Here is a 22,719-nt window from a genome sequence, read left to right on the forward strand (position 1 = left end):
CCGCGATGACGCGTACGGGAGTGTGGGAGTGACGTTCGAGCTGCCCAAGGCGAGGGGGCCGGTGCACGACCTGGCGATCCAGGTGGGTGCGCTGGTGGGGTTCTCGGTGGAGACCCTCGCCACGACCGTGCGCGTCGTCGTCGGCCGTCGCCTCTCGCTGCGCGAGACGATCACGCAGTCGCTGTTCATCGCGAAGGTGTGCAGCGGTCCGGCGCTGCTGCTGATGCTGCCCGTGGGGGTGCTCATCGCGGTCTCCGTCGGATCCCTGGCGGGCCAGCTCGGAGCCGGCGCCTACTCCGGCGCGATCGTCGCCTTCGTCGTGGTCGGACAGGCCGCCGCACTCGTGTGCGCCCTCATGCTGGCCGGCGTGGGCGGCTCCGCGATCTGCGCCGATCTCGGCGCACGCACCATCCGCGAGGAGATCGAGGCGATGGAGGTGATGGGGCTGAACGTCATCGAACGCCTCGTCGTGCCGCGGCTGCTCGCCGCGGTCCTGGTGTCGGTGATGCTCTGCGCGCTCGTCACGCTCGTAGGAGTGGGCGCCTGCTATCTGTACGAGATCTATCTCAACGATGCCTCCGGCGGCGGATTCCTCCGCACCCTGGGCGAATACGGCCGGTTGTCGGATTTCGCGACGGCGATGGTCAAGTCGGCGTTCTTCGGGATCACCTCCGCCCTGATCGCCGCGTTCAAGGGCCTGCACGCCAAGGGCGGTCCCAGCGGCGTGGCCGACGCCGTCAACGAGGCGGTCGTGCTGGCGTTCGTCATGGTATTCGTCGTCAACACCGTTCTGTCCCAGATGTACACCGTGATGGTGCCGGCCGTGGGGACGTACTGATGCTCTCCTATTCGGCGGTGACGCAGGCCCGGGCCGTCCATCGGTCGCTGACCGGGGTCGTCGACGCGTTCGCCACGGTGGGCCGGCACGTGGTGTTCGCGGTCGAGGCGATCGCCGGTGTCCCCACGGCGCTGCGCCGTTACTTCAAGCACGTGATGTACCACGTGGGGGAGGTCAGCTTCGGCTACGCCTCACTGCTCGCCGGGGGCGGCACCATCGGCATCGTGTTCGCGATGTCCGCCGTCGCCGCGATGATGGTCGGAGTCGAAACCCAGCGGGGTCTCGAACTGATCGGGATGACCTCGCTGTCGGGCATGCTCTCCGCTCTGGCCAACACCCGCGAACTGGCGCCGGTGGTCGCGTCCATCGCCCTGGCCGCGAAGGTGGGTACCGGCTTCACCGCGCAGCTCGGTGCCATGCGGATCTCCGACGAGATCGACGCCCTCGACGCCATGGCCGTGAAGTCGGTGCCCTTCCTGGCCAGCACCCGGCTCATCGCCACGGCGGTGTGCGTGGTCCCGATCTACATGGTGGGCCTGCTGTCCGCGTTCATCGCGACGCGCCTGGTGGTCGTCACCTTCCAGGGCAACTCGGCCGGCACCTACGACTACTACTTCCACCTCGCGCTCTCCCCGGCCGACCTGTGGTACTCGCTGACCAAGGCCGTCGTGTTCGCGGTGATCGTGGGCATCGTGCACTGCTCGTACGGCTACCACGCCACGGGCGGTCCGGAGGGCGTCGGCCGGGCGGCCGGACGCGCACTGCGCACCAGCATCCTGGCCATCGGCATCACCGACGTGGTCCTGACGTTCGCGTTGTGGGGTCTCGTACCCACCGTGCCGGGGGTGGGGCTGGCGTGACGACCCAACGCGACCGGACGACTCCGTCCGGCACGAGCATCCCGCCGAACGGCCGGACGCGGTCCGCGGCGCCCCGCCGCAGTCGCCGGCTCGGACTGCGCACCGGCACCCTGGCCGTCGTCGGCGTGCTCGCCGTCGCGGTGCTCACCGTCACCGGCGGACTGCTCGTCGTCTCCGGATCCGTTGGGCTGTCGAGGGATCCGGAGATCACCGCCGTCGTCCCGGCCGGTGCCGGGGTGATCTTCGGTGCCGCGGGCGTGCAGTACCAGGGCGTGCACGTCGGCCGGCTCGCCCGCCTGGACGCGGGCATCACCGGCTCGCGTATCACGATGCAGCTCGACCCGGACGCGATCCGGAACATCCCGGCAGCAGTGCGCGTGCGCATCGTGCCGCGCACCCTGTTCGGTGACGTCTTCCTCGAACTGGTGCCGCCCGGCGACCCCGCCGCCGGGCCGCGCCTGCGCGACGGTGCGCAGGTCACCGCGGACACCTCGGCCGAGGCCGCGCAACTGGCCGGCCTGTACTACACCACCACGGAGCTGCTGCAGGAACTGCGCCCGGACCGGCTCGCGGTCGCGCTCGACGCGATGAGCCAGGCGCTCGCCGGCCGCGGTGAGACCCTCGGCCGGACCCTCGACCGCACCGCCGCGCTCACCGAGCAGCTCGGTCCCCGGATCGACGCAGGCCTGGCGGCGTCGCCGCAGCTGGCGGCGGTGACCGAGGCCATGGCCGCAGCGACGGACGACATGATCGGCACGATGCAGGACGCGGCCACGCTCTCCGAGATCGTCCTCGAGCGCCGGGACGGCATCGCGCGGCTGCTGCGCGGCGGCGCCGGCCTGGCCGCCGAGGGCTCCGCGCTGATGTCGGAGAACACCGACCGGATCATCTCGGTCGTCCGCAACGGCAGCCCGGTGCTCGGTACGTTCGCCGCGGACACCACCGGCCTCGACGACACCCTGCGCTACCTCACGACCTTCGGCGACGCCGGCGCGCGGGTCTTCGCCACCGGCCGGTTCAACATCACCGCGGTCGTGGATTTCTCCGATCCGATGCCGTATACCGCGGCGGACTGCCCGCGCTATCCCGGGCTCGACGGCGCGAACTGCGGTGACCCGGTCGACGGCCGGCCGGTCCTCTCGGCCGCCACCGAGCGCGACACCCTCGGCTACCTGGAGCAGATCGCGGGCGGTGTGGATCCGTCCGACCCGACGGCGACGGCGGTGGACCCGTCCACCGCGGCCTCGGTTCTGCTGGCACCCCTGGTCCGCGGCACGGAGGTGGCGGTCTCGTGAACACGCTGCTCCGGCCGGCGCTGCGCCTGGCGGCGTTCTGCACGGTGGGGGTCCTCGCAGCGGTCGTCGTCGGCAACACCCTCGACAGGACCGTCACCGGGCCCACCCGGGACTACGCCGCCGAGTTCACCGACGTCGAGGGGCTGAGCCCCGGCAGCGACGTCACGCTCGCCGGCGTGCGCGTCGGGCGCGTCTCGGACGTGACGTTCGCCCCCCGGGACGACGGGACCTCGCGGGCCGTGGTGGATTTCGAGATCGACTCGGAATTCGAACTCACCACCGATGTCACCGCCGACATCAACTACGGCGACATGATCGGCGTCCGGTACGTCGCGCTGACACTGCCGGAGCGCAGCACCGGCACGGTACTGCCGGAGGGCGCGACGATCCCGATCGAGCAGACCGCACCCGCCCTGGATCTCACCGCGCTCGTCAACGGATTCGAGCCGCTGTTCGAGTCGATCGATCCGGCGCAGATCAATTCGCTCGCCACCTCGGTGATCGAGGCGTTCCAGGGGCAGGGCGGCACCCTCGATTCCCTGCTGCTGCACATCGCCGCGGTCAGCAGCGACATCGCCGACCACGAGCAGGTCTTCGACAGTCTCGTCGGCAATCTCGAGACGCTCGTCGCCGTGGCGGACCGGCGCAGCGAGGACATCAGCCGGCTGCTCTCCGGGCTGGCCGTCGTCAGTGACGCGCTCGCCGGGGACGGTGAGCAACTCGCCACGCTCGTCGACCGTGGCAGCACCGCGGTGCGTTCGACGGCGGTGCTCATGGCCGGCGCGATGGCGCCCCTCGACCGGACCGTCACCGATCTGCGGGTGATGACCGACGCCTGGATCCCGCAGACGGAGAACTTCGAGCAGGCGGTGCGCCGGCTGCCGGAACTGGCCGACAGCCTCAACCGTGTCAGCGACTACGGCGGCTGGCTGAACCTCTACATGTGCAACTTCACCATCAAGGCAGGCGATTTCGAAACCAACATCTTCGGTTCGACGTACTCGGAGGTGTGCCGATGAGGCGCGCGCAGCAGATTCGCGACGCGCTACGGGCCGTGTTCGCCGGCCGCCGCGGCCGCGCCGGCAACCCGCTCGTCGTCGGGGCCGTGGGCATCGTCCTCGTCGCCCTGGTGATGACCGTCGCCCTGGCCGCACCCCGGGCCACGTACCTGCTCCGGACGAACGGCTACACCGCGGAATTCGCCAACGCCGCCGGTCTGCAACCCAACGATCCGGTGTACGTGGCGGGTGTGCCCGCCGGACGGGTGGAGAGCCTCGAGCTCGCGGCGGACCGGGTGATCGTGACGTTCCGCGTCGACGGCGGCCAGCCGCTCGGCGACCGGACGACCGCCGAGGTGCGGCTCAGGACCATCCTCGGGAAGATCTACCTGGCGGTGACGCCCGCCGGTGCCGGAGAACTGCCCGGCGGGCGTATCCCCCTGGCGCGGACCTCCGTTCCGTACAGCCTCGACGACCTCGCGTCCGAGGCGCAGCACGTGGCCCGCGAACTCGACGTGCCCGCCCTCGAGGCGATGATGCACACCCTGGCCGACGCCGTACCGTCCGACCCGGGACGGATCGCCGATGCGCTCGCCGGAGCCACCGCCGCGGCGGAGATGCTGTCCCGCAACGACGCCCGCATCCACTCCCTGCTGCAGGCGTCGAAGTCGCTCACGTCCATCGTGGCGGGCCAGAGCCGGGACGTCGAGCTGCTCGTGCAGAACGCCACGACCGTGGTGTCGATCCTCGATGCCCGTAAGGAATCCCTCGTGCAACTCGTCGAGGATCTGCGGCTGCTCACCGAGCACACCGCGACGTTCCTGACCGACAACTCCGGCGAAATGGACACGTTGCTGGGGAACATGCGGTCGGTGACCGACACGCTGAACCGCAACGCCGAGCAGATCGACGTGCTGATGACCCGGCTTCCGCCGGCCCTGCGCGCCGCGGCCGACGCCTCGGGCAACGGCAACTGGGTCGACGTCCACGCCCCGGCCGGCCCGATCCCGGACAACCTGCTGTGTGCCCTCGGAGCGATGGAGGGCTGCCGGTGACCACCGTCGGAACCACGCGGAAGACCCGGCTGCTGCGCGGCATCGGGATCGTCGTCGTCGCGGCGCTGTGTGCTGCCGCTGCCTGGTACGTGTTCGTCGGCACCGACCGCACCCGCACCGTGACCGCCGAGTTCGCTTCCGTCGGGGGCATCTACCCGGGGAGCAAGGTCGCGGTGCTCGGACTGCCCGTCGGCACCGTCGAAGCCGTGGAACCGGCCGGAGCGGTGGTCGAGGTGACGATGCGGATCCCCGACGACATCACGCTGCCGGCCGACGTGTCGGCGTTCGTGATGAACCCGTCGATCATCAGCGACCGGTTCGTGGAACTGAGTCCGGTGTACGCCGCCGGCCCGCGGTTCGAGGGCGACGATGTCATTCCGCCCGGACGCAGTCACGCGCCGATCAACTGGGACGAACTGCTCGAGAGCGTCGACACGATCGCCGCAGCGCTGGGACCGGAATCCGGGTCGCTCGGATCCACCCTCGACCTCGCCGCCGGCGCCACCGCAGGTCTCGGGCCGGAGATCAACCGGGCGTTGCGCGCGCTCGGGTCGGCCGGCTCGGTGCTCGGTGCCCGGTCCGAGGACATCGGTGCCCTCGTCGACGACCTCGGCGTCGCGGTCGCCGCCGTCGACGCCCGGCAGGGCTCTCTGTCCGAGCTCGCCGGGGGGCTGTCCGAACTCGGCACCGAGATGCAACGACAGAACCTCGACGTCGCCGGGCCGATCGGTCAGCTGACGACCATCCTCGATCGGCTCGACGTCCTGCTCGGCTCCCGCGGCGAGGACATCGCCGCCGTCGTCTCGAACGCCCAGGTCCTCACCGGGCAGTTCGCACAGCACGAGGTCGACTTCGCCGAGTTCATGGATGTGCTGCCGCTGGCGATGCAGAACATCGACAACACGATCGGCGCCGACACCACCGCCCGTATCCGACTGAACATCTCCACCCAGGTCGGCCAGTTTCCCCGCGCGAAGGAACTCTGCGAGCGCGAGCGCCTCCCTCTGTGCACGGGCGCCGGCTTCACCAACCCGATCACCGTTCCCTTCGACCTGTCCGATCCGTTCCAGGACCTCGTGCCGGAGTCGCTCGACCGGGCGCTGAACGAGGGAGGCGTCCGGTGAGTCGTTGGAGAAGAACAGGATTCGTCGCCTCGTTGACCGCGGTGGCCGTCTCGGTGACCGGTTGCGGACTGGGTCTGCATCAGTTGCCGACGGGACGCAGCGGCGCCGGCGAGAGCTACCGCGTGATCGCCGTGTTCGACGGAGCCGATCGGATCGATCCCGGCACCGAGGTGCGGGCGGGGCAGGCTGTGGTCGGCCGGGTGCACGGGATCTCGACGGACGGGCACCGGGCCTTCCTCGAGCTGAGCATGAGTGAACGGGCCGCGCTTCCGTCGAACGTCGGTGCCTCCGTGCGGCTCCCGTCCGCGCTGGGCAACCCGTTCGTCCAGATCGATCTGCCGGAGCAGCCGTCGCCGGAGTTGCTCGCCGACGGCGACGTCATCGACCGGACGGGGATGGGGCCGGAACTCGAGGCCACGTTCGCGATGCTCGGACAGGTGATCAACGGCAGCGGTCTGGACCAGCTGCGCACGATCACCACCGAGCTGAACGCCGCCTTCGGCGGCCGAGGACAGACCGTTCGGGAACTGCTCGAGCGGACGGACCGGACGATGGCGCTGGCCGCCGAGAACAGCGACGACATCTCGCGGGCGCTGCGAGCCACCGACGCGGTGGCCGCGCGGCTGGCGCAGCAGCAACAGCTGATCGACGACGGTCTGGCGAGCAGCGCGGAGGTCGTGGACCTGCTCGCCGCTCAGGAGCAGGACCTCCGGTCCCTGGTCTCGAGCACCTCGACCGTGCTCACCTCCCTGGACACGGTGCTGGCGGACTCCGGCCGGATCGGCGGAGCGGTCGACGATCTGGACGAAATACTTTCCGGTATAAGTGACTTCAACAAAACCGTGGGGTCTGCGCTGACCAACATCAACGCCTTCATGGACGGCTTCGCGCGATCCGTGCACGGTGACTACCTGTTGTTCGACGGCGCCCTGGACGTGCCGGGAGCGATCGACATGCTGCTCACCGGCGGCGTTCCGGTGCTCGGCGAATCGCCGCCGGTCACCGTCCCGGCGGGGCTGCCGGACCTGCTTCGGGGAGGTGTTCGATGAAACGCCCGGTGCTGGTGCAGGTTTCACTGTTCGTTGTGGTAGGCCTGCTGGCCACCGCCTTCGGCGTCCGTTACGTCCTCGGCCCGCAGAGCTTCGGTGGCGGCATCGAGGTGCGAGCGCACCTGGTCGACGCCCGCGGTATCGGCCCCGGAACGACGGTGACCTACCGTGGGGTCGCGGTAGGGGAGATCGAATCGGTGACGATCGACGACGGCGGTCGCGGCTCGACGGCGGTGCTCGTGCTGGATCCGGACACCCGCATCCCGGTGGGCAGCACCGGACGGATCGCCACCGCGACCGCGATCGGAATCCTCACCCTCGACATCGAACCGCAGACCGCCGACGGCCCGTACCTGGCGGACGGCGACACCGTCGAGGTCCCGGCGGACGAGCAGGGACTGCGCCTCGATCAGATGCTCGTCCGGATGAGCGCACTGGTCGAGAGCATCGATCCGCAGTCCGTCGCCACGCTCGGCGAGACGTGGGGCACCGCCCTCGCCGGGACCGGCGCGGACCTGCAGTCGATGATCGAGAACGCCGACGCCCTCTCCACGATGGCATCCGAGCGGGCGCCGACCCTGGCGGCGCTCCTCGAACAGGGCGTCGATCTGGTGAACACGCTCGCCGAGGACGCCGGCACCTTCCCGGGTGCGATGCGCGCCGTCCGGGACGTCTCCGACCAGCTCGTGGGCAGCCGGGACGCGCTCGTGTACCTGCTGGACCGGTCGCCGGACGCGCTGGCGAAGACGGAGGAGCTGTTCGCGGAGACCCGCGACGACTACGGGCTGCTGCTGACGAACCTGGTGACCGTGGGCGACGTGCTCGCCCCGCGGACCCCGGCGCTGGCGGCCGGCCTCGACTCGATCCCTGCGGCGCTCGGCGATCTGACCTCGGTGGTCAAGGGCGACCGCGGCGACTTCTCGCTCGTCGCCACGCAGGGTCCGGTCTGCTACTACGACACACAGCGCCGCATGGTCGGCGACGAAAGCCCCCGCACGCCGAACCTGTCGCTCTACTGTCCGCCGGGCGAAGACCTCGCCCAGCGCGGCGCCCGCGCCGCGCCGCGGTCCGACGACCTCGGACTGCAACACCAGAGCACCCCAGGAAGGGTGACCGGGCCGGACATGGCGCAGGACCCGCTGCTCGTCCCGACCGGAGTCGAGGTGCTGCAGTACTGGCAGAAGCTGTTGGAAGGACTGGGTAACTGATGTCGACCACCGACCACACCGTCGACGACACCTCCGCGACCGCGCCGTCGGATCCGCCGGCCCCGCGCTCCCGGGTGCGGCGATGGCTGACGCCGGCACTGATCGTGCTGCTCACCGCGGCCGCCGGATTCTGCGGATTCCGGTGGTGGCAGGCCGAGCAGGTCGAGGGCCTGCGCGCCGACGCGCTGGACCGGGCCCGGGAGTACGCGATCGCGCTCGGCACCTACGACTACCAGCATTTCGACGATGCGCTCGCCGCGGTCACCGACGTCTCCACCGGGGAGTTCGCCGAGAAGTACCGCTCGGTGGCGGGAGACCTGCGCGGGCTCGTCGAGAACGGGCAGGGCGTGTCCGTCGCGACCGTGTCGCACGCCGCGGTCGAGACACTCGACGCGGATCGCGCGACGGTGCTCGTGTTCCTCGACCAGGACGTGAAGAACGTCGCGGTGCCGGACGGGCGGGTCGACGCGACGCGGTTCCTGATCACCCTCGATCGGGTGGACGACCGGTGGCTGCTGCAGGGAGCGGATGCGAAATGACGGCGTGCGGGGCGGTGACATGGCGCGGGGCGGTGACATGGCGCGGGGCGGTGACATGGCGGACCTGACCGGACCCGGCGACGGTACGTCGGGACGGATCAGGAGGCTGACGCAGGCCGCGCTCAACGCGGACGTGACGATCGCCCGGGTCGAGGGCGTGGCCGACGGGATCGACGTCTCGCTCGCGAACTTCGACCGGGTGCTGGGGCGGTTCGACGAACAGCTCGGGGACTTCGCCGTGGCGGTGGACCGGCTCGGCGCGTCGATCGACCGGGTGGACCTCACCCTCCGGAAGATCGAACGGATCGTGGACACCGCCGATTGGCTGCTCACCCCGGTGACGGCGACCCGCCGGCAGCTGACCCGGTTGCCGGCGGAGATACTGCCGCTCCTGCACGGACCGTGGCACGACGTGTCGGGACCGGCCCGCGCCGTGCTCCGAGGGCTGGGCCGTCCGGGCCCGGGCTGAGAAGACCCGCCCGGGAGAGGAGTCTCCCGGGCGGGTGCTGTCCCGTCAGTACCGGGGCCGGGGGCCCAGGTCGTCGGACAGGTGCGGATGCTCGGAATCGGATCGCACCAGGTAGGCCTTGAAGGCCGCGGTGCCGCCCAGTGCGGCACCGAGCAGTAGCAGTAGCTGGACCACGTTCGCGTTCATTTCGGTTCTCCTCTCGACGTGTGGCCCGAGTTGCCGAGTGTCAGTCGGCCGTCGGGTGCTCCTGCTGGTCGTGTTCCGCGAACATGGCCTCGATGCGGGCCTTGATCTCCTCGGTGCTCATGGAGCGACGGGCCGCGGCGACAGCGGAGGTGTGCATCTGTGGTGTTGTTCCTGTCTGGGGTGTCGGAATGGACGGGGCTCGGTCGACCGGGACGATCAGTTCGTCCGGAGAAAGGACACGAGACCCGTGACGGTGGTGGTGGCGCCGATCGCCGTCAGGCCGGTGACCATGAGGGCCGCGGCGCTGACGGAGACGGCGGTGCCGAGTGCGTGCCCGAGAGCGGAGCGCCACCCCGACGTCGATGCGCCGGTGGTGGACGTGAGCACCAACGGGGTGCTTCGGGCGTCCTCGTCGTGTGCTGTGTGGCGGCGCGTTGCCGTGCCTGTCATATTCGGTTTATCCCCCTGCAAGCAAATCGTGACTTGGTTCACAAAACCAATGCCGATGTGTTGTACCGCATCACAGCGCGCGGCGCTACTCGAACGGATGTCCAACTCGAGCCGCCGGACCGCCGGACCGCCCCGAATTCGCATGTAGGGCGCGAATTCGCCGTCCGGCGGCTCGGAGGGCGTTCCGGCGTGTCTGGTTGAATGGCGATCCGACGCCCCACGCGGAAGGGCACGGCGAAGAGGTCGAGGAGCGCTCATGCAGAACGGACAGACCGCGGCTGATCCGGCGACGGTGTTCGCCGCACTCGCCGAGATCGTCTATCGCGGCGCAGACCCCTCGGAGGCGTACGCCGCGATCTGTGTGGCCGCCACGATGCTGGTTCCCGGCTGCGACCATGCGAGCCTCATGCTGCGGGAAGGCAGGGCGTACGTCACCGTCGGCGCCTCCGACGTCGTCGCGCGGCACGTCGACGACCTCGAGCGCGCCACCGGCGAGGGGCCGTGCCTGGATGCGATCGAGGAAGAAGCCGCCCAGATCGAGCCGGACCTGAGTGTCTCCGAGCAGTGGCCGCACCTGGCTCCCGGCGTCGTGAGGCAGACGCCCGTGCGCGGGGCGATGGGATTCCGATTACGGGTCGACGACCGCAAGGTCGGGTCGCTGAACCTGTTCTCCGACACGCCGGGGGCCTTCGACCTCGCGGCCGCCGCGCACGGCACCGTCCTGGCCGCCTTCGCGGCTGTCTCCGTCGCCGCCGTCTCCCGGGGCGAGGACGTCGCGTCGCTCCGCAACGGCATCGAGAGCAATCGGGAGATCGGCAAGGCGATCGGTCTCCTGATGGCACTGAACAAGATTTCCGACGACGAGGCGTTCGATCTCCTCCGCCGGACATCGCAGCAGGTAAACGTCAAGGTCGCGGAGCTGGCCCGCACCGTCGTCGACCAGCATCGCCGCGAGACGAAGGGGAGTAGCTGAACCTCGGACCTCCACCCCTTGCCTTCCGGGTGTGATGCAGGTAACATCAATAGTGCGAATCGAGCAGACGTCCGAGGACGACAGAGGCTCGTGAAGCAGAGATCCGGCCCGGAGGTTGCGAAAGCGATTCCCGGGCCGAACCCCTGTCTGGGGGCGGTTCCGTCCGAGCGGCGGGTCAGGCGAGTCGCTCGCGGCGCAGCTGCTCGACCTCCGGCAGGTCCAGCGGCGGCAGCGAGTCCACGCCGAGCGCGCGGGTCAGCAGCAGATCCGCCAGCTCGGGATTGCGGGCCAGCACCGGCCCGTGCATGTACGTGCCGACCACCGAGCCCTGGACGACCCCTTCGACGCCGTCGCCCACGCCGTTGCCGACGCCTCGGGTGACCCGGCCCAGTGCGCGGGCGGCGGGGCCGAGAGTCGTTCCGCCGCGGTGGTTCTCGAATCCGGTCAGCGGCAGGCGCAGGCCCTCGACGAGGGGAGTGGTGACCACCTCGCCGATGGCCCGGGTCTGCTGCGGAGCGGTGGTCACGTCGAGCAGGCCGACGCCGTCGACGCGCTCGCCCGCCGACGTCTGGTACCAGTTGCCGAGCACCTGGATCGCCGCGCAGATCGCCAGTACCGGCGCCCCGCGTTCGACCGCCCGTTGCAGGCCCGGATGGCGCTGCAGGTGCCGAGTGGCGAGGCGCTGCGCCGAGTCCTCGGCCCCGCCGAGGGTGTACAGGTCCAGGGACTCGGGCACCGGGTCCGTCAGGTTGATCGACACGACCTCGGCGTCCTGCCCGCGCATCCGCAGGCGCTGCCGCAGGACCAGCGCGTTGCCGCCGTCGCCGTAGGTGCCCATCACGTCGGGCAGCACGAGCCCGATCCGCACGGTGGACTCAGACATGCGCGGCTCCCTTCGCCAGGGCGGTGTTCAGATCCCGGAACGCGGTGTAGTTGGCCAGGACCTCGACTCGTCCCGGCGGGCACGACGCGATGGCCCGGATCGGATCCGCCACCAACGTGTGCTCGACCCCGGCGTAGGTCAGCCGCACGGCCAGATCGGTGCCGCGCTCGCCGGACGCCACCACGTGCACGCTCTCGAAGTGCTCGAACCGCACGTCCCACAGCCACGACAGGTCCTCCCCGTCGGGCACCTGCCCGTTGACCGCGATGACGAGACCGTCGACCGTCGGGTCGATCATCGACAGGGCCTCCTGCCACCCGGCCGGGTTCTTCGCGAGCAGCATGTGCACCGAATGCGGACCCACCTGCACGGTCTTGTACCGGCCGGCGACCTCCTCGACGACACCCGCCGCCGCGACGGCCGCGGCCGGTTCGGCGCCGAGGGCGACCGCCGCGGCGACCGCCTGAGCGGCGTTACCGCGGTTGGCGCGCCCGGGCAGGGTCAGCGTCATCGGCAGCACCAGACCGTCCGGCCCGTAGAGATTCTCGTCGTCGACCCACCAATCCGGTTCGGGCCGTGCGAAATCCGAGCCCGTGCTATGCCAGCGCCCGTCTTCCCAGAGGATCGGCTCACCGGTGCGGGGGCAGCTGACCGAGTCGCTCGACCAGCCGGCACCGGCCGCCACCCACACCACGTTCGGGTGGTCGTAGGCGACGGAGGTGACGAGCACGTCGTCGCAGTTGGCGACGACCACCGCGTCCGGGTGGCGTTCGAGACCCGCACGCAGCTTGCGTTCGATCATGTTGATTTCACCCACGCGGTCGAGCTGATCGCGGCTGAGGTTGAGCAGCACGATCGCTTCGGGGTCGAGGGCGTCCGCGACGTGCGGGGTGTGCAGCTCGTCGACCTCGATCGCGGCGAGCGGCGCCTCCTGGTGGGCGACCAGCGCGGCGACGATGCCGGCGTCCATGTTCGCCCCGTCGGCCTGCGTGGCGACGGCGTCCATCGTCTCCAGGGCCGCGGCCGTCATCCGGGTGGTGGTGGACTTGCCGTTGGTGCCGGTGACCAGGACGGTGCGACGGCCGCGGCCGAGCTGTTCCATCAGGCGCGGATCGATCTTCAGCGCGACGAGGCCGCCGATCATCGACCCCTTGCCGCGCCCCGCCTTCTGCGACGCCCACGAGGCGGCCTTCGCCGCGCGCAGCGCCAGCCGCCCGCGCCCGGTGATTCGAGTGCTTGTACCCACGTCGCGAGTTTTCCACAGCGGCGCCGGCACCGCCGCGGCGCGGCCGTGTCCGCACGGTCACACGCCGCTACGCTGCGGGAATCGCTCACAGCGACCGCGCCGCCGGATGCGCCGCCGCAGGTTGCGTGGTCCCCTGAGGCGGGGAGGTGGTCGCCGTGGCGGAGGCGGATAGAACCGGCGGGAACACCGGGACGTACGTCGTGGTGGGCGACACCACCGTCGCGCGCCGGGTCTGCGCCTCGCTCGTCGACCTCGGCTGCGCGGTGCGGCACGCGCCCCGGCCCGACGACGAGGAGCTGCGGGCCCTCCTGGACCGGCCGCCGGTCGCCGGGATCGCGGTGCTCCTGCAGGACGACGTGGTCGCGCTGCGGTATGCGCTCGCCGCGGCGCACCTGCAGCCGGACGCACCGATGGTCGCGACGATCTTCGACCGCACGATCGGCGATCAGCTCGCACGGTTCCTGCCGCAGTGCGACGTGACGTCACCGGCGGATCTCGCCGTGGCCTCCCTGGCCGGGCCGTGCGTGGCACCCGACCTGCTGGCCGTGACCTCCACCCGCGAACCGCGCGGCATCCGCGTGGCCGGCGACGTGCTCGACGAGGTGCCCGTCGCGGTGCCGCGCCGGATGGTGTGGCAGCGGTGGGCCGGGCAGCTCACCGCGGTGCTGCGCACCCACGAGACCGGCACCCGCATCCTGCTGGCCGGGCTGCTCGGCCTGGCGGCGGTGCTGTTCGGCGACTGGGCCTGGCTGACCTTCGGGGAGGGCAAGGGGGCGATCGACGCGTTCCACGAGGCGGTCCGCGTGGTCACGACGGTGGGCCCGGCGGCCGATCCGCACGGCAACGAGGCGTACGCCGCGATAGCGTCGACCGCGATGCTGGCGACGATCGTGTTCACCGCCATGTTCACCGCCGGGGTGGTGGACCGGCTGCTGGGCCCCCGCCTGACCGCGCTGCTCGGCCCCCGGTCGCTGCCCCGCTCCGGGCACGTGATCGTGGTGGGCCTCGGGCAGGTGGGCCTGCGGCTGTGCCGGGAGCTGCGGGACCTCGGCATCCCGGTGGTGGGCGTCGAGCGGGACACCAATGCCCGCAACCTGCGGCTCGTGCGCGACCTGAACATTCCCGCCGTGGTCGGCGACGGCGGCGACCGGCGGCTGCTCGAACGCGTCGGGGTGCATCGCGCGGCGGCGCTCGCCGCGGTCGGCTCCGACGACCGGGACAACGTCGCGGTCTCGCTCGCCGTCCAGGGCGTCGCGCCGGGCCTGCGGCTGGTGTTGCGCGCGGGCGAGCGCGAGGTGCTCGCCGAGACGGGCTCGCTGCTGCCGCTGGGCGTGATCCGCGACGTGACCAGCCTGAGCGCGACGTACGTGCTCGCGCGCCTGCTGGGTCGCGAGCCGCTGGGGGTGGTCGCCGGTGCGGTGCATGTGCACCTGCGCTTCCCGGACGGCCGGTTCGAGGAGCTGCCGATCGCGTCGCCGGGTGGATGCCGGCACACGTCGGCTGCGGGCGTGGGGACGAGCCTGCGGTAGACGTCGGTGGTATGCCGGAGAGCACCGTCCCGACGTCAGCGACCGCCGAAGGCCTCGCCAACAGCGAAGGCGACGACGAGTAGAAGCGTGAGGGAGGCGATCACGACAAGGAGAATCGACCGCTCCCCCTTCCGGAAGATGGCCAGGCCTGCCGTGACCAGCGAGACGCCAGCGAGCCCGATGATGGCAATGCCTGCCGCAATGCTGAGAGCCCGCCACGAGTCGGGGATCAGGCGCAGTACGGACCAGTACAGGGGGTAGAGCAGCACGGGTAGCAGCAGCCACAACGCGCGCTTCCCCAGCTGGGTGCGCGGTAGGACGTACATCTGCGATTCCCCCTGCCTATACGGTCCTCTCGGTCCGGGAACCGGGACACAGAACGTCAACCGGCTGCGAACAGCCTGGAGTGCGCGAGGGGCGGTTTCAGCAAGTCCCCCGGCTGCAGGTCAGCCTTCGTGTCATGGAAGAGGGGGCCGACGTCCTTGGCCTCGGACGGCATCGGTTCGTTCTCTGCTCCGGATGCTTCGTTCACCCCGACATGTTCGCTGATGCCGCGGCGCGTGTGCCGTCGCCGCGGTCACGAGTTTCCTGACTGTGCGGGCCGACGGCCATGTGGTGTGGGACGGCTCCGGCTAGGTGCCGGATTCGTTGAAGCTGCCGTGCCGCCCGGCGCCGGCGGCGAACCGGGAGGCGCCCTCGAGCGTGTCGTGGGCCAGGGAGACCGTGCCGTGCCGGAACTCGTTGAGCAGGGCCTGGTCCTCGTCGAGACCGTGCTGCTCGAGCAGCGAGAGACGATCCCGGCGCAGGCAGGTCTGGGGGAAGGCGGCGATCTCGGCGGCGAGCGTGCGGGCCGCGGCGAGCGCCTGCCCGGCGGGCACGAGCCGGTTGACCAGCCCGATGCGCAGCGCCTCGTCGGCTTCGACGGGACGGCCGGTCAGGACGAGATCCATCGCGCGGCTCTCGCCGATGAGCCGCGGCAACCGCACCGTGCCGCCGTCGATCAGCGGCACGCCCCAGCGGCGGCAGAACACGCCCAGCACCGCCCCCTCCTCGGCGACGCGCAGATCGGCCCACAGCGCCAGCTCGAGCCCGCCCGCGACGGCGTGGCCCGAGATCGCGGCGATGACGGGCTTGGACAGCCGCATCCGCGACACGCCCATCGGCCCGTCACCGTCCGGGGCGACCCGGTTCGCGCGTCCCTCGCTGATCGCCTTCAGGTCGGCGCCGGAGCAGAAGGTGCCTCCCTCGCCGTGCAGGACGGCGACCGCCGCCTCGTCGTCGGCGTCGAAGGCGCGGAAGGCGTCGGCGAGCGCCTGCGCCGTCTCCCGGTCGACCGCGTTGCGGACCTCGGGACGGTTGATCCCGATGGTGGTGACGGGCCCGTCGCGGCGGACCCGAACCGGATCGGACGTCATCGTCGTGATCCCCCCGGGGGCGGCGTCAGGACAGCGCCTTGGCCTTGAGCGCCTGGTATTCGGTCTCGGTGATGGTGCCCGCGTCGAGCAGGGCCTTTGCGTCGGCGATGTGCTCGGCGGGGGACTTGCCGGCGACCTCGCGGATGTAACTGTCCTGGGCCTGCTTGACCTGGGCGTACTCCCGCGCGGAGCGCTCGGCCATGCCCTTGCCGTTGACGATCAGATAGATCAGGGCGGTCAGGAACGGCAGGAAGATCAGGAAGACGATCCAGATCGCCTTGATCCAGCCGGACTGCTGGTGGTTGCGGAACAGGTCCCCGATGATGGAGAAGAGCACCATCAGGTACGCGATGAACGCGAAGCTGACGATGATGAACCAGATGATGTCCCAGAAATCCATGTGACGCTCCCTTTCGTGGGGCACGTGCGGAGACGGATCCGAACCGAGATTCGCCCGGCCGACAAACGGACACGCGGCGGCACTCCTGCGAAAGAGTACCGCCGCGTTCGTCCGAATTCGCGCCGTTTGTCGCCGTGTTCGCGGGACCGGAGGGCTCAGTGGGCCCGGTTCACCGCCGAGACCACCGCGCGCAGCGACGCCGTCGTGATGGACGGCGCGATTCCGACACCCCAGACCAGGGCCGAGACCCCGTCGGGCCGGGTCACGTCCGCCTCGACGTACGCGGCCGCGAGGGCGTCGTCACCGGCCGACATGGCGTGCTCGGCGTAGCCGCGGACCGCCACCTGGTAGCCCAGGGTCTCCAGGGCGTCGACGAAGGCGGCGAGCGGGCCGTTGCCGGACCCGGTGATCTCCTGTTCCTTGCCGTGATACTTCACGACCGCGGTGACGGTGTCGGTGCCGTCGTCGGTCTCGGCCGCGGCGACCTTCTGCCGGATCCGCTCGAGCGGGGTGATCGGGGTCAGGTACTCCTCGTGGAAGATGTCCCACATCTCCTTGGGGCTGACCTCGCCGCCCTCACCGTCGGTGACGCGCTGCACCGCCTGCGAGAACTCGATCTGCAGCCGCCGCGGCAGGTTCAGGCCGTGGTCGTGCTTCATGATGTACGCCACGCCGCCCTTGCCGGACTGCGAGTTCACCCGGATCACGGCCTCGTAGCTGCGGCCGACGTCCTTCGGGTCGATCGGCAGGTACGGCACCGCCCAGGTCAGGTCGTCGACGTCGGTGCCCGCCGCGTCGGCGTCGGCCTTCATCATGTCCATGCCCTTGTTGATGGCGTCCTGGTGGCTGCCCGAGAAGGCGGTGTAGACCAGGTCGCCGCCGTAGGGGTGCCGTTCGGGCACGGGCAGCTGGTTGCAGTACTCGACGGTGCGGCGGATCTCGTCGATGTTGGAGAAGTCGATCTGCGGGTCCACGCCGCGGCTGAACATGTTCAGACCGAGGGTGACCAGGCACACGTTGCCGGTGCGCTCGCCGTTGCCGAACAGGCAGCCCTCGATGCGGTCGGCGCCGGCCTGGTAGCCCAGTTCGGCCGCCGCGACGCCGGTGCCGCGGTCGTTGTGGGGGTGCAGCGACAGGATGATCGAGTCGCGCTTGGCCAGGTTGCGGTGCATCCACTCGATCGAGTCGGCGTACACGTTCGGCGTGGCCATCTCGACCGTCGCCGGCAGGTTGATGATCACGGGGTTCTCGGGGGTCGCGCCCAGGGTGTCGACGACCGCGTCGCACACCTCCTTGGCGTACGACAGTTCCGTGCCGGTGTACGACTCGGGGGAGTACTCCCACCGCCAGTTCGTGTCGGGGTGGTTCTTCGCCTCCTCGAGTACCAGTTCGGCCGCGTCGGTGGCGATCTTCTTGACCGTGTCCTTGTCCGCCTTGAACACCACGCGGCGCTGCAGGATCGACGTCGAGTTGTAGAAGTGGACGATGGCCGTGTGGGCCCCGGCGCACGCCTCGAAGGTGCGCTTGATCAGCTCGGGGCGGGCCTGCGTCAGCACCTGGATGGTGACGTCGTCGGGAATCGCGTTGTCCTCGATGATTTCTCGGACGAAGTCGAAATCGGTCTGGCTCGCCGACGGGAAGCCGACCTCGATCTCCTTGTAGCCCATGCGTACCAGCAGGTCGAACATGCGCCGCTTGCGGGCGGGGCTCATGGGGTCGATGAGCGCCTGGTTGCCGTCACGCAGGTCCACGGCACACCAGGCGGGGGCCCGGTCGATGACCTTGTCCGGCCAGGTGCGGTCCGGCAGCGTGACCGGCTCGACCTCCTCGGCGAACGGCCGGTACCGGTAGGTCGGCATCGAGGAGTTCTTCTGCGTGTTCCACGCCGGCTGATCGGCGGGGGCGGGCTTGCTCGGCGGCGTGATAGTGCGCGAGCCGGAGGTGAATGCGTCGGCGGGTGACATGACGTAACTCCAAAAAAAGGGGACCGGTGAGCCCGGATGAGGATACGACCGGCGCGACCACACCCCGCGACGGGAAGCCGGTCTGGTCAGATCCCGCCGCGGCGGCCGAGGAGAAGCGCGCGCTGCATGCCAGGCAGTGTACTCGCTCGCCCCCGCCGGAGCCCACCCGGGGATGCGGGGATTCCGCTGCCGGGGCCGAGCGGAGCAGGCCGTACGACCGTGACCCGATCGATACGGAGGGCGCTGTCGCGAGCCCCGCCGATCCAATACGTTGACCTCATTCGTCACACAAGCACCATTGGTCACAGGAGTATCGGGGAAGACGCGTTTCGGTCACCCGGCAGGGAGGAGGGCTCATGAGGGCGGTCCGGCCGGCGACGACGTTCTCCTCGGCGCTGCTGCTCGCGCTCGGCTGCGCGGTCCCGTTCGCCGCCACCGCTCAGGCGGAACCGTGCGGGGGCTCCGGGTCCGGAAGCAGCGGCTTCGGCAGCAGCAACCCCGGTGCCGGGACGCCGCAGGGACCGCTCCCGACGATCACCTCCGGGCCCACCCGCACCGTCGCCTGGGTCACGGGACCGCGCAGCCCGAACCGGACCGACACCCGCTTCTCCGTCTCGGGCACGGATCTGGGAATCATGTGGGACAACGGCGGCCCTGGCCCCGGCCGGCAGGTGCTCATGGCCTTCGGAGACACCTTCGGCGACTGCACGGCCGAGGGCGACGAATGGCGCCGCAACATCCTCATGCGCAGCGGCGACACCGAGCTGTCGGACGGCATCGCCGTCCCCGACCCCCGACCCGGGGATCGTTACTCCGGGGCGCCGGTGCTCCCCTCCGACCCGAACTTCGCCCGCGAGATCCTCGGCAGCATCGGGATCGACGGGGTCGAGACCACCGTCGTGCCCACCGCCGGCATCTCGGTCGGCGGCACGCAGTACATCAACTTCATGTCGGTGCGCGCCTGGGGCGATCCGGGCGAGTGGTGGACCAACGCCTCGGCCGTCGCGTACTCGACCGACAACGGTGAGACATGGACCGTCGACCCGGCCACCGCGCGGGTGAACACCCCCGTCGAGGTCCCCGGCGTCCAGCAACTGGCGACGGGCAACAGCAACTTCCAACAGCACGCGTACGTGAAGCACGAGGGCTACGTCTACGACTTCGGCACGCCCGACGGGCGCTTCGGCCCGGCCTACGTCTCGCGCGTGCCCGAGGCGCAGATCCGCGACCTCACTGCCTACGAGTTCTGGACCGGCACCCACTGGGTCCTCGGCGGGATCGATACGGCGGTCCCCGTCGTCGACGCCCCGGTCGGCGAGATGTCGGTGCACTGGACGGGCAGCACCTTCGTCATGCTCTACGGCAACGAGGAACGCGGGCAGATCGAGATGCGCACGAGCGCGCGGCCGGAGGGGCCGTGGAGCGCGCCGCGGGCGGTCGTCACCAGCGCGCAGATCGGCGGCCTGTACGCGCCGTACATCCACCCGTGGTCCAGCGGCGACGACCTGTACTTCGTCGCGTCACGCTGGAGCGACTACAACGTCATGCTGCTGCGCACGACCGTCGCGGGATGAGCCGCCCGTCCGGGCTCAGCCCCCGTGACGGATCGTCTCGCGCGGCTCGGCATAACGGACGGTCTCGTACCCGATGAGGACGAGCAGCACCGCCACCAGGATGCCGAGGGTCGCCAGCGCCGGGACGTGCCCGACCACGGGAACGAGTGCGAGCAGGACGACCGCCGTCGTCGCCCGGGGGATCTCGATGCGACCGGTCGCGTAGGCGCGGAAGAACACCAGGGCGAGGAGATAGAGCGCGGCCCCGCCGTAGAGGCCGACCAGCGGCCAGCCCTGGAGGGGATCGGTGAGCCGATGATGGTTCCCGTCCCCGACGTAGGCGAGGATCTTCTTCAGGCCCAGCGAGAGCATGACGATTCCGATCACCATCGGCAGGTGTGCGTAGCTGTAGCAACGCTGGGCGATCCGGATCAGCCGGGTCCCGGTCGCCGCGTCGAAGGCCTTCTCGACGGCCAGGGACGTGACGTCGAAATACGCCCACCACAGCAGCGCCGAGACGGACAGACCCAGCAGTGACGCGACGATGATCGCCCAGGAGATCGGCAGCGCCGCGACGCCGATCCCGATCGAGACGATCGACTCACCGAGGGCGACGATCACCATGAGTCCGTGCCGCTCCGCGAAGTGGCTCACCGAGCGGAGCCGCCACCCGGTGCCCCCGGCCAAGGTGCCGAGGTAGTCGCCGGCGAGGGCGAGGATCCACAGCACCGTCTGCGCGGGTCCGGACAGCTGCGAGGCGATCAGCAGGAACGCCGTCCCCGCCAGCATGCTCGGAAGGAATCGGAGCACCTGCCGCCGCAGCTGCGGATCGTCCCGGCTCAGGACGAGGAACGTCGACAGGTGGATCAGGCGCACGGCGAAGTAGCCGACCGCGAAGATCACCGGTCCGTCGAGGCCACCCGGCATGTCGTCGAACGCCTCGGGGATCGTCAGGGCGACGACGAACACGGCCCCCATCGCAGCGAACATCACCACTCGCATGAGGCCCTCGTCGGCACGGGCGAGATTGCCCAGCCACGAGTAGCCGACCCACACCCACCACAGCACCGCCATGACGAGGGCGGCGCGCAGCACGTCGACGCCGCGGGTGTCCACCGCCATGAGGTCGGTGACCCGGGTCAGGGCGAAGACGAACACGAGATCGAAGAACAACTCGATGGGGGAGGCGGAGGAACGTTCGTCCACCGCTCGGACCTGGAGGCGTCTGCCGATGCTCACGCCGGAGATGCTGTCACCACCCGAGACCGCTGTCACGCCCGACGATTCCGCTCCTCGCCGGAGGTCGCTATCGGTCGGCTGCCGGGTGCCGGGGCAGGTCGAGCCCCGTCCCTCCAGGCCGCATCGGTAAGCTGGTCCCCTGGACTTGCACCCAAGACCCCGGAGGTTCGCCAGCGTGGCACTCGTCGTCCAGAAGTACGGAGGATCCTCGGTCGCGACGGCCGAGCGGATCCGGCGCGTCGCTGAACGGATCGTCGAGACCAAGAAGGCGGGCAACGATGTCGTCGTCGTGGTCTCGGCGATGGGCGACACCACCGACGAGCTGCTCGACCTCGCCCAGCAGGTGTGCCCGGCGCCGCCGGCGCGGGAGATGGACATGCTCCTCACCTCCGGTGAGCGGATCTCCAACGCCCTGGTCGCGATGGCGATTCACTCGCTCGGCGCCGAGGCGCGGTCGTTCACCGGCTCGCAGGCCGGCGTGATCACCACGAGCAGCCACGGCAACGCGAAGATCATCGACGTCACCCCCGGCCGCGTCCGGGCCGCGCTGGACGAGGGCAGCATCGTCCTCGTCGCCGGCTTCCAGGGCGTGAGCCAGGACAGCAAGGACATCACCACCCTCGGCCGCGGCGGATCCGACACGACCGCCGTCGCCCTGGCCGCGGCGCTGAACGCCGATGTCTGCGAGATCTACACCGACGTCGACGGCGTCTTCACCGCCGACCCGCGCATCGTCAAGGACGCGCAGCGGCTCGAGAAGGTCTCGTTCGAGGAGATGCTCGAGCTCGCGGCGTGCGGCGCGAAGGTGCTCATGTTGCGCTGCGTCGAGTACGCCCGCCGCTACAACGTGCCCGTGCACGTTCGTTCGTCGTACACCACCAAGCCCGGCACCATCGTGTCCGGATCGATGGAGGACATCCCCGTGGAAGAGGCTCTGATCACCGGCGTCGCGCACGATCGCGGCGAGGCCAAGGTCACCGTCGTCGGCCTGCCCGATACCCCCGGTTACGCCGCGAAGGTGTTCCGCGCCGTCGCCGACGCCGAGATCAACATCGACATGGTGTTGCAGAACATCTCCAAGGTGGAGACGGGCAAGACCGACATCACTTTCACCCTGCCCAAGGGCGACGGCCCGCGCGCCGTGGAGCTGCTGAGCAAGCAGCAGGAGGAGATCGGCTTCACCCAGGTGCTGTTCGACGACCACATCGGCAAGGTCTCGCTCGTCGGCGCCGGCATGAAGAGCCACCCGGGCGTCACGGCGAAGTTCTGCGAGGCCCTCGCGGGTGCGGGCATCAACATCGACCTCATCTCCACGTCGGAGATCCGTATCTCGGTGCTCGTCGACGACACGGAACTCGACGACGCGGTGCGCGCCCTGCACGCCGCGTTCGAACTCGGCGGCGAGGAAGAAGCCGTCGTCCACGCCGGAACGGGACGGTAATCGCT

The 22,719-nt window shown here is 70.3% G+C and carries 23 protein-coding genes; 14 read left to right on the top strand and 9 right to left on the bottom strand.

The genetic code is table 11. From position 1 onward, the window contains the following. Positions 1-28: 28 nt before the first annotated feature. Genes ACWPOB_RS08480 through ACWPOB_RS08525 form a run of 10 tightly spaced genes read left to right on the top strand, consistent with a single transcriptional unit; the run spans position 29 to position 9,435 of the window. Positions 29-838 carry an MlaE family ABC transporter permease gene (locus ACWPOB_RS08480; protein WP_029547144.1) on the top strand — a complete coding sequence of 270 codons (810 nt, stop codon included), beginning with the start codon at positions 29-31 and terminating at the stop codon, positions 836-838. Further along, complete coding sequence (locus ACWPOB_RS08485; protein ID WP_100056668.1) at positions 838-1,698, top strand: MlaE family ABC transporter permease; 861 nt, start codon at positions 838-840, stop codon at positions 1,696-1,698. The genes ACWPOB_RS08480 and ACWPOB_RS08485 overlap by 1 nt, the downstream gene beginning before the upstream one ends. Next, positions 1,695-2,993 carry an MCE family protein gene (locus ACWPOB_RS08490; RefSeq protein ID WP_455400541.1) on the top strand — a complete coding sequence of 433 codons (1,299 nt, stop codon included), beginning with the start codon at positions 1,695-1,697 and terminating at the stop codon, positions 2,991-2,993. Before ACWPOB_RS08485 ends, ACWPOB_RS08490 begins: the two co-directional genes overlap by 4 nt. Continuing rightward, entirely contained in the window at positions 2,990-4,012 is a 1,023-nt protein-coding gene (locus ACWPOB_RS08495) for an MCE family protein (protein WP_455400542.1), read from the top strand. The genes ACWPOB_RS08490 and ACWPOB_RS08495 overlap by 4 nt, the downstream gene beginning before the upstream one ends. Next, positions 4,009-5,046 (top strand): MCE family protein, encoded by a 1,038-nt coding sequence (locus ACWPOB_RS08500; protein ID WP_455400543.1) that lies wholly within the window; start codon positions 4,009-4,011, stop codon positions 5,044-5,046. Before ACWPOB_RS08495 ends, ACWPOB_RS08500 begins: the two co-directional genes overlap by 4 nt. Then, positions 5,043-6,170, top strand: a complete 1,128-nt coding sequence (locus tag ACWPOB_RS08505; RefSeq protein ID WP_455400544.1) for an MCE family protein — start codon at positions 5,043-5,045, stop codon at positions 6,168-6,170. Before ACWPOB_RS08500 ends, ACWPOB_RS08505 begins: the two co-directional genes overlap by 4 nt. Then, positions 6,167-7,219 (top strand): MCE family protein, encoded by a 1,053-nt coding sequence (locus tag ACWPOB_RS08510; protein WP_455400545.1) that lies wholly within the window; start codon positions 6,167-6,169, stop codon positions 7,217-7,219. Before ACWPOB_RS08505 ends, ACWPOB_RS08510 begins: the two co-directional genes overlap by 4 nt. After that, positions 7,216-8,427 (top strand): MlaD family protein, encoded by a 1,212-nt coding sequence (locus ACWPOB_RS08515; protein ID WP_455400546.1) that lies wholly within the window; start codon positions 7,216-7,218, stop codon positions 8,425-8,427. The genes ACWPOB_RS08510 and ACWPOB_RS08515 overlap by 4 nt, the downstream gene beginning before the upstream one ends. Beyond that, the gene (locus tag ACWPOB_RS08520) at positions 8,427-8,966 is read left to right on the top strand and encodes a flagellar basal body-associated FliL family protein (protein ID WP_100057416.1); all 540 of its coding nucleotides are present in this window, start codon (positions 8,427-8,429) and stop codon (positions 8,964-8,966) included. The genes ACWPOB_RS08515 and ACWPOB_RS08520 overlap by 1 nt, the downstream gene beginning before the upstream one ends. Beyond that, on the top strand, positions 8,956-9,435 hold the full coding sequence (locus ACWPOB_RS08525) for a hypothetical protein (RefSeq protein ID WP_455400547.1): 480 nt from the start codon (positions 8,956-8,958) through the stop codon (positions 9,433-9,435). The genes ACWPOB_RS08520 and ACWPOB_RS08525 overlap by 11 nt, the downstream gene beginning before the upstream one ends. A 45-nt stretch (positions 9,436-9,480) precedes the next feature. Here ACWPOB_RS08525 and ACWPOB_RS08530 read toward each other — a convergent pair whose 3' ends face one another. Both ACWPOB_RS08530 and ACWPOB_RS08535 read right to left on the bottom strand, forming a co-directional pair. Beyond that, complete coding sequence (locus ACWPOB_RS08530) at positions 9,481-9,621, bottom strand: hypothetical protein (protein WP_006934528.1); 141 nt, start codon at positions 9,619-9,621, stop codon at positions 9,481-9,483. 216 nt (positions 9,622-9,837) lie between these two features. Next, positions 9,838-10,071, bottom strand: a complete 234-nt coding sequence (locus ACWPOB_RS08535; RefSeq protein WP_043801681.1) for a hypothetical protein — start codon at positions 10,069-10,071, stop codon at positions 9,838-9,840. Between the two features lie 256 nt (positions 10,072-10,327). On the opposite strand from ACWPOB_RS08535, the gene ACWPOB_RS08540 reads away from it, so the two are divergent. Beyond that, complete coding sequence (locus ACWPOB_RS08540; RefSeq protein ID WP_100057415.1) at positions 10,328-11,044, top strand: GAF and ANTAR domain-containing protein; 717 nt, start codon at positions 10,328-10,330, stop codon at positions 11,042-11,044. Positions 11,045-11,219: 175 nt separating this feature from the next. Here ACWPOB_RS08540 and ACWPOB_RS08545 read toward each other — a convergent pair whose 3' ends face one another. Both ACWPOB_RS08545 and ACWPOB_RS08550 read right to left on the bottom strand, forming a co-directional pair. Then, positions 11,220-11,927, bottom strand: a complete 708-nt coding sequence (locus ACWPOB_RS08545; RefSeq protein WP_006934533.1) for a type 1 glutamine amidotransferase — start codon at positions 11,925-11,927, stop codon at positions 11,220-11,222. Then, positions 11,920-13,173 carry a MurT ligase domain-containing protein gene (locus ACWPOB_RS08550; RefSeq protein WP_455400548.1) on the bottom strand — a complete coding sequence of 418 codons (1,254 nt, stop codon included), beginning with the start codon at positions 13,171-13,173 and terminating at the stop codon, positions 11,920-11,922. Before ACWPOB_RS08550 ends, ACWPOB_RS08545 begins: the two co-directional genes overlap by 8 nt. 155 nt (positions 13,174-13,328) lie before the next feature. On the opposite strand from ACWPOB_RS08550, the gene ACWPOB_RS08555 reads away from it, so the two are divergent. Continuing rightward, a complete protein-coding gene (locus ACWPOB_RS08555) occupies positions 13,329-14,702 on the top strand; it encodes a potassium channel family protein (protein ID WP_455400549.1) in 1,374 nt (457 codons plus the stop codon). Between the two features lie 35 nt (positions 14,703-14,737). Here the strand turns inward: ACWPOB_RS08555 and ACWPOB_RS08560 are convergent, their stop codons facing one another. From ACWPOB_RS08560 to leuA, 4 genes are all read right to left on the bottom strand, one after another. Continuing rightward, on the bottom strand, positions 14,738-15,028 hold the full coding sequence (locus ACWPOB_RS08560) for a hypothetical protein (protein WP_029547150.1): 291 nt from the start codon (positions 15,026-15,028) through the stop codon (positions 14,738-14,740). Positions 15,029-15,334: 306 nt separating this feature from the next. Further along, positions 15,335-16,117: a crotonase/enoyl-CoA hydratase family protein gene (locus tag ACWPOB_RS08565; protein WP_455400550.1), complete on the bottom strand. Its 783-nt coding sequence runs from the start codon at positions 16,115-16,117 to the stop codon at positions 15,335-15,337. A 25-nt stretch (positions 16,118-16,142) separates the two neighbouring features. After that, the gene (locus ACWPOB_RS08570) at positions 16,143-16,517 is read right to left on the bottom strand and encodes a PLDc N-terminal domain-containing protein (RefSeq protein ID WP_455400551.1); all 375 of its coding nucleotides are present in this window, start codon (positions 16,515-16,517) and stop codon (positions 16,143-16,145) included. A 155-nt stretch (positions 16,518-16,672) separates the two neighbouring features. Further along, entirely contained in the window at positions 16,673-18,481 is a 1,809-nt protein-coding gene (gene leuA, locus ACWPOB_RS08575) for a 2-isopropylmalate synthase (RefSeq protein ID WP_050034480.1), read from the bottom strand. Between the two features lie 356 nt (positions 18,482-18,837). Between leuA and ACWPOB_RS08580 the strand changes: the two genes are divergently transcribed. Next, positions 18,838-20,055, top strand: coding sequence for a DUF4185 domain-containing protein (locus ACWPOB_RS08580; RefSeq protein WP_455400552.1), 1,218 nt, complete (start codon positions 18,838-18,840; stop codon positions 20,053-20,055). 15 nt (positions 20,056-20,070) lie between these two features. On the opposite strand, the gene ACWPOB_RS08585 is transcribed toward ACWPOB_RS08580, so the two are convergent. Further along, positions 20,071-21,273 (bottom strand): low temperature requirement protein A, encoded by a 1,203-nt coding sequence (locus ACWPOB_RS08585; RefSeq protein WP_455400553.1) that lies wholly within the window; start codon positions 21,271-21,273, stop codon positions 20,071-20,073. A gap of 175 nt (positions 21,274-21,448) precedes the next feature. Here ACWPOB_RS08585 and ACWPOB_RS08590 point away from each other — a divergent pair, with 175 nt between their 5' ends. After that, positions 21,449-22,714, top strand: coding sequence for an aspartate kinase (locus ACWPOB_RS08590; protein WP_006932606.1), 1,266 nt, complete (start codon positions 21,449-21,451; stop codon positions 22,712-22,714). Positions 22,715-22,719 lie beyond the last annotated feature (5 nt).

It is taken from the genome of Rhodococcus sp. 2H158 (genome assembly GCF_053764755.1).